The sequence below is a fragment of the Sphingosinicella sp. genome (genome assembly GCF_052387495.1).
Taxonomy (GTDB): Bacteria; Pseudomonadota; Alphaproteobacteria; order Sphingomonadales; family Sphingomonadaceae; genus Allosphingosinicella.
This window is the reverse complement of record NZ_JBQTJC010000003.1, coordinates 1-9,571: the sequence shown is the minus strand read 5'-3', so window position 1 is coordinate 9,571 and position 9,571 is coordinate 1. Positions and strand designations below refer to the sequence as shown.

Annotated in this window: 14 protein-coding genes; 4 read left to right on the top strand and 10 right to left on the bottom strand. The window is 67.1% G+C overall.

What is annotated here, in order from left to right; genetic code table 11:
* Nucleotides 1-68 precede the first annotated feature (68 nt).
* From ACT4N8_RS00230 to ACT4N8_RS00215, 4 genes are all read right to left on the bottom strand, one after another.
* Nucleotides 69-1,163, bottom strand: coding sequence for a pseudouridine synthase (locus tag ACT4N8_RS00230; RefSeq protein ID WP_444856118.1), 1,095 nt, complete (start codon nt 1,161-1,163; stop codon nt 69-71).
* A complete protein-coding gene (gene crcB, locus ACT4N8_RS00225) occupies nt 1,160-1,537 on the bottom strand; it encodes a fluoride efflux transporter CrcB (protein WP_444856117.1) in 378 nt (125 codons plus the stop codon). The genes ACT4N8_RS00230 and crcB overlap by 4 nt, the downstream gene beginning before the upstream one ends.
* A 65-nt stretch (nt 1,538-1,602) precedes the next feature.
* Nucleotides 1,603-1,740 carry a hypothetical protein gene (locus tag ACT4N8_RS00220; protein ID WP_444856116.1) on the bottom strand — a complete coding sequence of 46 codons (138 nt, stop codon included), beginning with the start codon at nt 1,738-1,740 and terminating at the stop codon, nt 1,603-1,605.
* Between the two features lie 325 nt (nt 1,741-2,065).
* Nucleotides 2,066-2,944: a LysR family transcriptional regulator gene (locus ACT4N8_RS00215; protein ID WP_444856115.1), complete on the bottom strand. Its 879-nt coding sequence runs from the start codon at nt 2,942-2,944 to the stop codon at nt 2,066-2,068.
* 123 nt (nt 2,945-3,067) lie between these two features.
* Between ACT4N8_RS00215 and ACT4N8_RS00210 the strand changes: the two genes are divergently transcribed.
* Nucleotides 3,068-3,343 carry a DUF4242 domain-containing protein gene (locus tag ACT4N8_RS00210; RefSeq protein WP_444856114.1) on the top strand — a complete coding sequence of 92 codons (276 nt, stop codon included), beginning with the start codon at nt 3,068-3,070 and terminating at the stop codon, nt 3,341-3,343.
* A gap of 441 nt (nt 3,344-3,784) precedes the next feature.
* Here the strand turns inward: ACT4N8_RS00210 and ACT4N8_RS00205 are convergent, their stop codons facing one another.
* Both ACT4N8_RS00205 and ACT4N8_RS00200 read right to left on the bottom strand, forming a co-directional pair.
* The gene (locus ACT4N8_RS00205) at nt 3,785-4,474 is read right to left on the bottom strand and encodes a hypothetical protein (RefSeq protein WP_444856113.1); all 690 of its coding nucleotides are present in this window, start codon (nt 4,472-4,474) and stop codon (nt 3,785-3,787) included.
* Nucleotides 4,475-4,543: 69 nt separating this feature from the next.
* A complete protein-coding gene (locus ACT4N8_RS00200; RefSeq protein WP_444856112.1) occupies nt 4,544-4,930 on the bottom strand; it encodes a ribose-phosphate pyrophosphokinase in 387 nt (128 codons plus the stop codon).
* Nucleotides 4,931-5,044: 114 nt separating this feature from the next.
* Here ACT4N8_RS00200 and ACT4N8_RS00195 point away from each other — a divergent pair, with 114 nt between their 5' ends.
* Nucleotides 5,045-5,569 carry a hypothetical protein gene (locus tag ACT4N8_RS00195; RefSeq protein ID WP_444856111.1) on the top strand — a complete coding sequence of 175 codons (525 nt, stop codon included), beginning with the start codon at nt 5,045-5,047 and terminating at the stop codon, nt 5,567-5,569.
* A 14-nt stretch (nt 5,570-5,583) separates the two neighbouring features.
* Here the strand turns inward: ACT4N8_RS00195 and ACT4N8_RS00190 are convergent, their stop codons facing one another.
* Nucleotides 5,584-6,108, bottom strand: coding sequence for a hypothetical protein (locus ACT4N8_RS00190; protein ID WP_444856110.1), 525 nt, complete (start codon nt 6,106-6,108; stop codon nt 5,584-5,586).
* A 95-nt stretch (nt 6,109-6,203) separates the two neighbouring features.
* Here ACT4N8_RS00190 and rarD point away from each other — a divergent pair, with 95 nt between their 5' ends.
* Both rarD and ACT4N8_RS00180 read left to right on the top strand, forming a co-directional pair.
* A complete protein-coding gene (gene rarD / locus ACT4N8_RS00185; protein ID WP_444856109.1) occupies nt 6,204-7,112 on the top strand; it encodes an EamA family transporter RarD in 909 nt (302 codons plus the stop codon).
* 49 nt (nt 7,113-7,161) lie between these two features.
* Nucleotides 7,162-7,758: a YdeI/OmpD-associated family protein gene (locus tag ACT4N8_RS00180; protein ID WP_444856108.1), complete on the top strand. Its 597-nt coding sequence runs from the start codon at nt 7,162-7,164 to the stop codon at nt 7,756-7,758.
* Between the two features lie 18 nt (nt 7,759-7,776).
* Here ACT4N8_RS00180 and ACT4N8_RS00175 read toward each other — a convergent pair whose 3' ends face one another.
* From ACT4N8_RS00175 to ACT4N8_RS00165, 3 genes are all read right to left on the bottom strand, one after another.
* Nucleotides 7,777-8,181, bottom strand: a complete 405-nt coding sequence (locus ACT4N8_RS00175; protein ID WP_444856107.1) for a hypothetical protein — start codon at nt 8,179-8,181, stop codon at nt 7,777-7,779.
* Entirely contained in the window at nt 8,178-8,549 is a 372-nt protein-coding gene (locus ACT4N8_RS00170) for a hypothetical protein (protein WP_444856106.1), read from the bottom strand. Before ACT4N8_RS00170 ends, ACT4N8_RS00175 begins: the two co-directional genes overlap by 4 nt.
* Nucleotides 8,550-8,599: 50 nt before the next feature.
* Nucleotides 8,600-9,571: class I adenylate-forming enzyme family protein (locus ACT4N8_RS00165; RefSeq protein WP_444856105.1), on the bottom strand; the 972-nt coding region annotated here is incomplete at its 5' end.

The following is a 9,571-nucleotide window of genomic DNA, read 5'->3' as shown; positions in this document are numbered from 1 at the left end:
TCCACCGTCCTTTGGACGGTCCCCCTCCCCTGCAAATGCAGGGGAGGAATGAGGAGAGAGGCCACATCTCACCGCGCGCGCCCCCGATTCCGCCGTTCGCCCCTTCGCCCTTTCCGCACCTGCTTGGCATGCGCCCTCGCTTTGGCTTTCTGCTGCTCCCGCGTCGGCGGCTGCACCTCGTCGAGCTCCAGCGCGTCGCCCAGCGCGGGATCGAAACCCAGGCTCGCCATCGTCGCGGCGAAATGCTCGGGCAGCTCGGCGGTGACGTCGATCCGCCCGCCGTCCGGGTGGTCGATGCGCAGCCGCCGCGCGAGGAGGTGCAGCTTGCGGCTGATCGCGCCGGTCAGAAACGCCTCCTGCCCGCCATATTTGCCGTCGCCCAGGATCGGGTGGCCGATCGCGAGCATGTGGACGCGCAGCTGATGCGTCCGCCCGGTCAGCGGCTGCAGCTCGACCCAGGCGGCGCGGTTCCCCGCCCGCTCGATCACCCGGTAGCGGGTCCGCGCGATCTGGCCGCCTTCGCCGTCCTCGACATGCATCTTCTCGCCGCCCGTCCCCGGCTGCTTGGCGAGCGGCAGGTCGATCAGCCCGTCCTCGACCGCGGGCACGCCGGTGACGATCGCCCAATAGACCTTGCGCGCCGTCCGCCCCGAAAAATTCTTCGAGAAGAAGGCGGCGGCGCGCGGCGTCCGCGCCACCAGCAGGGCGCCCGACGTGTCCTTGTCGAGCCGGTGGACCAGCTTGGGCCGCGCCGCCCCCTCCTCGACCAGCCCGTCGAGCAGCCGGTCGAGATGGTCCTTGGTCTTGGTCCCGCCCTGGGTGGCGAGGCCGGGCGGCTTGTTGAGCACGATCCCGGCCGGGTCCTGCTCGATGACGAGCCCGCGCACGAACTCGATCTCGTCCTCGGTCAGCGTCTCGTGCTTGCGCTGCGATGGGGCGGCGGGCGCCGCCTCCTCGCCCTGCGGCGGGACGCGGATAATCTGCCCGGCGAGGACCCGGTCGCCCGGCGCCGCGCGCTTGCCGTCGACGCGCAGCTGCCCCGTCCGCGCCCAGCGCGAAACCTGGCCGAAGCTCGCGCCCGGCAGGTTGCGCTTGAACCAGCGGTCGAGGCGGATGCCGTCGTCGTCCGGCGCGACGGTGAAGCTGCGGACCTGCTCGCTCATCCCGCCAGCCGCATCAGCCAGAAGCCCAAAGCGAACAGCGCCAGCGCGCCGATCACCGAGACAAGCGCATACAGGGCGGCGGGAGCCCACTGCCCGCGCTCGATCATCGCGAACATGTCGAAGCTGAACGCGGAAAAGGTCGTGAACCCGCCGAGCAATCCGGCGCCGAGAAAGGCCCACGCGGCCTGGTCCGCCGGATTGCGCCCGAAGAAGAAGCCCGCGAGCAGCCCCATCAGCAGCCCGCCCGCGAGGTTCACGATGAGCGTCCCCCACGGATAGCCGGCCATGCCATGGCGCAGCGCCCACCGCCCCACCTCGAACCGCGCCCCCGCGCCCAGCGCGCCGCCGATCATGACGAGAAGCAGATGTGGCATGGGCGGGCGTTTAGCGGGCGGGGCGGGGGTTAGCCAGTGGGGCCGGGTGAGGCATATTCCCACCGTCAGCTCAATAGGAGAAAGGGGACGATCACGAGCGCCGCCATCGTTAGCAGGATCAGCGCCAGCGCCGCCAGCGCGTGGTTGGGCTTGTCTTTGTAGACGAAGGCCCGGACAATCTCGGAAGCCGCTTGCCATCTCATTTGGGCGTACCTCGCCATTTGAAACATCAAATGCGAGCCGATGGCTTGGTTGTAGAGGGATAAGTCCTACGGACTGTGGACGCACGTTTCCATTCGGAGTCAAGCTCAAGCGGGGCGGCGGTACGGGCCACTTGCCGAGGCTTGGGATCATTCGACTCAACCCGCTTCACGACATTCTCAAGATCCCAAAGCGTGTCAGTGGCACCCGCCGCCAGTAGGACGACCCTCACTCCTCTTCTTTATGTAGGGGGGCATGGGGACTGTGGGGAACGGTCTTGCCGGATCACAGTTGAACGGCCGCTAAGGGTGGAAAGCGGACATAGGCTTAACGCGGCCAACTGAAGGTCTTAGCGGTCCTCACAAACGCTTCGGTCGCCTGGCTGAATCGGCGCCCGCGCACATTTAGCAGGGCGATCGTGCGGCTGATCGCCGGATCGGTAATCGGCCGCTGTAGCAGGTCCGGGACGGTGACAGAATATTCGGGCATTACTGCAATTCCGATTCGCGCGAGCACCATCGCCTGAACCCAGTCCTCGCGTTCGGAGCGAAAGCGCGCGTAGAGTTGCACATCATGGTCCTTGCACGCCGCGCCGAACATCTCGCGCATCTCGCAGGACAGTCGGTCGACGTAAGCACGTCCTGAAAGGTCCTTGAGGCGGATCGTATTCCGCTTTGCCAGCGCGTCGCCGGGTGGAAGCACCGCGACATATTTCTCACTGTAAAGCGGATGCGCGTGAAAGCTCTCCGGAACGCCGTCGCACGGGTTGACGATCGCCAGGTCCAGCCGGCCTTCCTCGAGCCTATTGAGCAGCTCCGGAACCGGCGCCTCGGTGACCTCTACCTCGACCCCTTCAAAGCCGGATTGGAAGGCGGCGAGATAGTGTGCGATGCGCACCGAGCCGATCGTTGCGAGCACTCCAAGGCGGACCGGCACCTTGTCGAGCAACCGATGCTCTTGGGCGATGGCCTTGGCCCGCTCCGCCTGGTCCTGCATCTGCCGGAGCGTCGGAAGGATCGAGCGGCCGAACTCGCTGAGCCGAACGCGTTTGCCCTCGCGGGTGAAGATCCGGGCTCCGAGCTCCTCCTCCAGATTCTTGACTGCCTTTGTCAGCGCCGGCTGCGATATGCTGCAGCGCTCGGCTGCCTTCGTGAAATTCAGGGTCTCGGCCGCCGCGAGCACGTAGCGGATCTGAAACAGCTCCATCGGCTTCCTCCTGTCGGGCGCCGCAACCATCGATAATCGACGGTTATGCAACAATGCCCAACTTCTTCTGTCAGCGCACCCCCCGCGGGCCTAGGCTTTCCCTTGCACAGGAGGAGAAACACGATGACGGTTTTCATGGTCGAGCGCGACCTCAAGGGGATCGCAATGGAAGACCTCGCAGCCGCTCAGAAGGCGGCGATCGGCAAAGCCGAGGAAATGCGCGGCGGCGGATCGCACATCCACTACATCCGCACCACCTTCGCCCCAGAGGATGGGCGCTGCATGTGTCTGTTCGAAGCCGAATCCGATTCAGAGGTGAAACGGCTCAATGACGAAGCCGGCCTGCCCTACAGCCGGGTGGTTCCGGCCATGGACCTGACGCCTTCAGCCGCTGTCTGAATGTCCGCAATGGGTCGAAAGCGGCCGGCCGGACAAGCGGCATTTTTCCTACACGCCCGCAATCTGTCATGCTGCGCCGCGACTCGGAGGTTCGGCCTCGGTCGCGGCTCTTTGCATCGTCTGCTCGATCCACTCCCGATCCTCGATCGGAGCACACCGGCGCGCCCCGGCAGCGGCGCATCGGGGAAGCTGTCAAAGCTGACGCGATGGCCCTGGCGAAACGGTCAAACTCGTCAGCTTCCGCGCTTCCCGCCGTCACTGAAAACAAACGATTCTCACCCGCGATTCGCGTGTCCTTTGTGTCCTTCCGGCGGCCTCATCGCCGCCTCCGCGCCTCCGCGTCTCCGCGCGCGCAATCGACGATTTCGGCATTCGCAAGGCGCGTAGGAAAGCCCCCATGGCCAGCGCGAACATTGGGACCATTCGCGTTCTGAGCCGCGCTTACCGCCCGTTATTCACCACCAGGGCGACCTCGGTGCCGTTCTGCCGCGGCGTGACGATGACGACATAGGCGCCGTCGGTGCGTTCGTTGACGCCGCCGAGCAGCAGATCCTCGCCGCGGCGCTCGACCTCGGCGCTGAAGCCGGCGCGGGTCGCGAGGCTGCGATAATATTCGAGCACGCGGTTGTGCGGATCGCCGGTGGTGAAGGTGACGACGCGCATCCGGCAATCGCCGGCGGTCGTCCCCGCCGCCTCGGTGACGCGGCCGCCCGGATAGGCCGGGAATTCGGCCGGCAGCCGGCCCGCCCATTCGGGGCCGTGGCTGAGCGAGGCGCCGCAGCCGCCGGTCTGCTGGCCGATCGTGCTGGCGGTGGCGGCCTGGACGCGGGTCCCGCCCGAGCGGCCGCTGGCGGCGAGCCGGGGCGGCGGCTGGGTCGGATCGGGCCCGGCGGGATATTGCGCCTGGACCGGGCTTTCGGGCGGCCGGACGCTGTTCGGATGGGCCTGCTGGACGAGGTTGGGATCGACCAGGATCTGGTCCTCGAGCGCGCGGGTCAGCGCCGGATCGACGCCGTTGCCCATCAATTCGTTGTCGAGCGCCGAAAGGTTGTTGTCGGCGCCGCCGCCGCAGGCGGCGAGGGCGAGGAGGCCGGCGAAGGCGGTAGCGCGCAGCATATGGCGGATCGGCATCGGCAAGTCCTTGTGGCTTCGGACCCGCCTCTTGCCCGATTTGCCCGGACAATGGGTGACCGGAGATGGTTAACCGGGGCTCTGGAGCGCCGCTGTCCCGTTCCTGGACTGCCAGAAGGCGAAGGTTTCCGCCTGGACGGCGCGGATGAAGGCGCCCGCCTCCGGCCCCTGCCACGGCCCCTCATAGCCGCGCGACCTGGCCCCGCCCGCCACCCACCAGCCCTGGCCCGGAATGCCGTCGCGCTGCCGGACGACGAGCACGGCGAGCTCGGGCTCGCCCCGCGCCTCGGCGTCCCGGTCGACGTCGCCGAGCACCGCGCAGAGCTGCCGCATCTTCGGCCGCGAGAAATGGTAGCCGAGCCGCTCGAGCAGTTCGGCATAAGTGAGCGCCGTCCCGGCCCGCGCCGCGCCGACCAGATGGGCGCGCACCTCGTTGGGATCGGCAAGGGCGTGCATGATCGCGATACCTTGGCACGACACTCAGGTTGCCGGCCAGCTGTTCTTACGTCGTCGGGATGTGGTAAGCTCACCGGCAAGGGCTCGCTGTCGCTTTGCGAGGAGGGACACGAGATGACGTCCTATCGCGGTCAGATTGAAGGCATTCTCAGCCTCGGGCCAAATATCTGGAGCGCTGAGTACAAATTCGGAGATCAGGACCGAGCTGCCGCTGCAGCTCAAATAGTTTCGGCAGGGGTGCCGGAGATAGTCAGGCTGGCTCAATCCAAGCAGGCCAATATGGTCGTAGGCGAATTCGACGACGCCTATCTGCTTTTTGTCGGGGGTCTCATGAGCAATGAGGCGTTCGCCGTCGCCCACACGTTCGTCACCAGCGCTGGCGGGGAATTTCTGAATGGCTCGATGCCCGGCGGCAAAGCCATGCTGAGCGAAGCCGCTATTGCAGAACTCAATGCGATCGGTGTCGAGCCTGTTGCCTCCAAACCATCGGATGAGGTTCAGCCGCGCATCGAAGAGCCCACTGCTTTTGATCGGCTGGTTGCGGACATCGAGGAGCATCCGGAGCGATACGCACGAACGGAGAATTCGAGCGGCTCAGAGCCAAAGTCCGGACCTTGGTGGAGATTCTGGGGCCCGTAAGGGAGAACCGGCCGTTAGTCGTTGTCGGTCAGCAGCAGGCGCATCTCGGTGCCGCCCTCGCCGTGCGGGCCGATCCGCACCGTGAAGCGCTCATTCTCACGCCGCCCGGTGCCGCTCAGCACGGTCGCATTGCCGTCCCGCGATGCCGTGGAAATCGCGAAGTCCGAAGCGCGCGCCGGATCGCGATACCAGGCGACCACGCGCTCGGCCGGATCGGTGCTGGTGAAGCGGATCTCGACCTCGCCATGCTCGCCGCCCCTCTCGTCACGGTTGCTGCCCTGGACGTGCAGCCCGCCCATCGCCGAGCCCGGATAGACGAGACCGCTGTCCGCATCGACGTTCGCGCGGGAGCTGAGGCCCTCGGGCACGTTGATCGACAGGTTGAATCCGGGCGCCTCGACCGTCACCCGGCCCTCCTCGGCCCGGCCCGAGGCGGTGGCGTTGTCGGCGACCGTCGCGGCGTCGTTGCCGATCCGCATCTCGCAGCCGCCGAGCAAGACGAGCGACGCGGCGGCGGGAACAAGCAGGGTCGTGCGCATCTCGATTCTCCTTCGCCCGCTCCGTAGCTGTATTAGCTAACTAATACAACTATCGCGCCTTGCTTCGGCCCCTTTGCCCGCCTAGGCGCGCCGCCATGGCAGACCCGCATCAGACGCGCCGCGCAGGCCTGCTCTTCGGTCTCGGAGCCTATCTCCTCTGGGGCGTGATGCCCCTCTATTTCAAGGCCATCGCATCGGTCCCGCCGACCGAGATCGTCGCCCACCGCATCATCTGGTCCTTGCTCTTCCTCGGCGCCCTCGCCACCCTCTGGCGGCGCTGGCCCGCGATCCGCGCCGCCGCGGGGACGAGCCGGGTGCTGATGACCCTGATTCTCACCTCCCTGCTGATCGGGGTCAATTGGCTGGTCTACATCTACGCCGTCGTGAGCGACCACGTCCTCGAGGGTAGCCTCGGCTACTACCTCAACCCGCTCTTCAACGTCCTGCTGGGCGTCGTCTTGCTCAAGGAAAAGCTCAGCCGCGCGCAGGTCTTCGCCACGATCCTCGCCGCCGCCGGCGTCGCGGTGCTCGCCGCCGGAGCGGGCTCGGGCCTGTGGATCAGCCTCACCCTCGCCTTCAGCTTCGGGCTCTACGGCTTCCTCAGGAAGATCGCCCCGGTCGATTCGCTCGAGGGCCTGTCGATCGAGACCGCCTTGCTCGCCCCGGTCGCGGCAGGCTGGCTGTTCTGGCTGGCGGCGGACGGGAGCATCCGCTTCGGCCAGCTCGGTCTCGGCACGGACGTCCTGCTCGCGCTGGGCGGCGCGGTCACCGCCATTCCCTTGCTCCTGTTCACCGCGGCGGCGCGCAGGCTGCCTTATTCGACGCTCGGCTTCCTCCAATATATCGCGCCGTCGCTCCAGTTCCTGCTCGCCGTCTTGGTCTTCGGCGAGGCGTTCACATTGCCGCACATGATCTGCTTCGGCGCGATCTGGACCGCGCTCGCCATCTTCAGCATCGACGGCTGGCGTGCCGCCGCGAAGGCGCGCGCCGCGCCGGCCTTGTGAGCCGCCGAAAAGCGCGGCAATCTCCCGTCTTCTCATCCGGGAGCGAGCGATGAAGACCGATCCCCGCATCGACGCCTATATCGAGCGCCAGGCCGATTTCGCCCGGCCGATCCTCACCCATCTGCGCGACATCCTCGGCGAAGCCTGCCCGGACTGCGAGGAGACGCTCAAATGGAGCATGCCCTCCTTCGTCTACAAGACGAAGATCCTCGCCCATTTCGCGGCGTTCAAGGCGCACGCCGCCTTCGGCTATTGGAGCGGCAGCCAGGTGCTGGGGAAGGAGTCCGGCCAGGCGAGCGCGATGGGGCAGTTCGGGCGGCTGACCTCGCTGGACGACCTGCCGCCGCGCGAGACGTTGCTGGAGCTAACCCGCAAGGCGATGCAACTGATCGACGAGGGCGTGAAGCCGATCCGCGACAAGGCCGAGAAGGCGCCCTTCACCGTGCCGCAGGATTTGAACGCGGCGCTTGATGCCAATGCCGCCGCCAGGGCTACCTTCGACGCCTTCCCGCCCAGCGCTCAGCGCGAATATGTCGAGTGGGTCACCGGAGCGAAGCGCGACGAGACCCGGATCAGCCGCCTCAACCAGGCGATCGAATGGATGGCGGAGGGCAAGCGCCGCCACTGGAAATACGAGAATTGCTGAAGGCGGCCGCGCGGTCGCTCAGAGCATGTTGACGTCGTTCTCCGAAGCCGGGGCGATCGCGACCGGGCGGCATTGCGGCAGGTCGAGCTGGGCCATGTGCGCGCAATCGCGGACCTGGGTGTCGCCGTTGGGCGCGATGAAGATCGCCCAATGTTTCAGGTCGTTGCAGAGCGCGACCCACATCACCATGCCGCGATGATCCTGCTGATAGGCGGCGCCGTCGACGCGCTGGCAGCGCTGGCGGTTGTCGCGGATCGCATTGCGGAGCGCGATCCGCCGGTTGAGGCTGGAGACCTCCAGCAGCCGGTCATGGGTCGGGTTCTCGACCTTGATCGACTGGCGGTTCTCGGGCGGCGCGCCGTCCTCGCAGGCGAACAGCAGCGCCAGCGGCGCGGCGAAGGCGGCGCGCGGGATCGACCTCATTGGCCGTTGCCCGCCGCGCTGTTGCCGAGCGCGGCGGCTTCGTTCGGGTTGAGCACCGCGGCCGAGCCGTCATTGCCGAGCACGATTGTCCAGGTCACCTCGTTGTCGCAGCGCGCGGTCCACAGCGGCAGGCCCTGATGCTCGCCGGCGCGGGCCGAGGATTCGACATGCTCGCACGGTTGGCCCGAATCGCGGATGGCGCGGATGAAGACGGCGTTGCGCTGGCCCTCGCTCAGATTCTCGAGGCTGTTCTCGGTCGCTTCCGGTCCGGGCACCGAGACCTGATTGTTCTGCGGAGGCGCCACCTCGCCGCAGGCGGCGATGGCGAGCGCCAGCGCGCTCATCGAGGCGGTCGGCAGGGTTCGCATGGCTCTTCTCCCTTCACCCGAACAAATGAACATCCGTCGCTTCGGTTGCGTCAGGCCGTCGCGGCCCGGTCGCGATACTCGGCGCGCAGGCTGACCTTGTCGATCTTCCCCGTGCCGAGCTTGGGCAACGGCGCGTCGACGAACCAGATTCGGGCGGGCAGCTTGAACTGGGCGAGATGCTCGCCGAGGAAAGCGGTCAGCGTCTCGGCGTCGAGCCCGCCCGCCTCGCAATAGACGACCGCCGCCGGCACCTCGCCGAGCCGCTCGTCGGGCACGCCGAACACCGCGGTCTCGGACACCGCGTGATGGGTGTAGATCGCCGCCTCGACCTCGGCGGCGCTGATATTCTCGCCGCCGCGGATGATGATGTCCTTCTTGCGGTCGACGATGAAGAGATAGTCGTCCTCGTCGAGATAGCCGATGTCGCCGGACTTGAAATAGCCGTCGGCGGTGAAGGCGGCGCGGGTCGCCGCCTCGTCGTTCCAATATCCGCGAATGTTGGCGGCGGAGCGGATCGCGATCTCGCCGGTCTCGCCCTGCGGCAGGTGACGGTCGCCTTCGCCGAGGATCGCCATCTCCACCATCGGCGCGTGCGGCCGGCCGGTGGAGGCGGGCTTGTCGTGATAGTTGGACCAGAAGTTGGAGCAGCCGACCGCATTGGTCTCGGTGAGGCCGTAGCCCAGAGCGGGCCGGGCGCCGGTGAAGCTTTGCTCGAGCCGCTCGACATGGGCGACCGGCCGGGGCGCGCCGCCCGCGGCGATGTCGGTGAGGCTGGAGAGGTCGTATTTGTCGCGGTCGGGATGTTGCATCAGCTCCAGGCTCATCGTCGGCACGCCGACGAAATAGGTGAGCTTCTCGCGTTCGATCAGCCGCAACGCCTCGCCCGGGTCCCATTTGGGCATCAGCACCATCGTCCGCCCGATCACGAAGCTGTTGAGCAGCACGGGCACCTCGCCGGTGACGTGGAACAGCGGCACGTTGACCAGGGTCTTGGGATCGCCGACCGTCTCTCCTGCGCTCTC

What these genes read in the sequence shown, in the direction of transcription:
- ACT4N8_RS00180 (WP_444856108.1), top strand. Translation starts at nt 7,162, where the DNA reads ATGAAGACCGATCCCCGCATCGACGCCTATATCGAGCGCCAGGCCGAT.
- ACT4N8_RS00200 (WP_444856112.1), bottom strand. Translation starts at nt 4,930, where the DNA reads ATGCACGCCCTTGCCGATCCCAACGAGGTGCGCGCCCATCTGGTCGGC.
- rarD (WP_444856109.1), top strand. Translation starts at nt 6,204, where the DNA reads ATGGCAGACCCGCATCAGACGCGCCGCGCAGGCCTGCTCTTCGGTCTC.
- ACT4N8_RS00195 (WP_444856111.1), top strand. Translation starts at nt 5,045, where the DNA reads ATGACGTCCTATCGCGGTCAGATTGAAGGCATTCTCAGCCTCGGGCCA.
- ACT4N8_RS00215 (WP_444856115.1), bottom strand. Translation starts at nt 2,944, where the DNA reads ATGGAGCTGTTTCAGATCCGCTACGTGCTCGCGGCGGCCGAGACCCTG.
- ACT4N8_RS00220 (WP_444856116.1), bottom strand. Translation starts at nt 1,740, where the DNA reads ATGAGATGGCAAGCGGCTTCCGAGATTGTCCGGGCCTTCGTCTACAAA.
- crcB (WP_444856117.1), bottom strand. Translation starts at nt 1,537, where the DNA reads ATGCCACATCTGCTTCTCGTCATGATCGGCGGCGCGCTGGGCGCGGGG.
- ACT4N8_RS00205 (WP_444856113.1), bottom strand. Translation starts at nt 4,474, where the DNA reads ATGCCGATCCGCCATATGCTGCGCGCTACCGCCTTCGCCGGCCTCCTC.
- ACT4N8_RS00230 (WP_444856118.1), bottom strand. Translation starts at nt 1,163, where the DNA reads ATGAGCGAGCAGGTCCGCAGCTTCACCGTCGCGCCGGACGACGACGGC.
- ACT4N8_RS00175 (WP_444856107.1), bottom strand. Translation starts at nt 8,181, where the DNA reads ATGAGGTCGATCCCGCGCGCCGCCTTCGCCGCGCCGCTGGCGCTGCTG.
- ACT4N8_RS00190 (WP_444856110.1), bottom strand. Translation starts at nt 6,108, where the DNA reads ATGCGCACGACCCTGCTTGTTCCCGCCGCCGCGTCGCTCGTCTTGCTC.
- ACT4N8_RS00170 (WP_444856106.1), bottom strand. Translation starts at nt 8,549, where the DNA reads ATGCGAACCCTGCCGACCGCCTCGATGAGCGCGCTGGCGCTCGCCATC.
- ACT4N8_RS00210 (WP_444856114.1), top strand. Translation starts at nt 3,068, where the DNA reads ATGACGGTTTTCATGGTCGAGCGCGACCTCAAGGGGATCGCAATGGAA.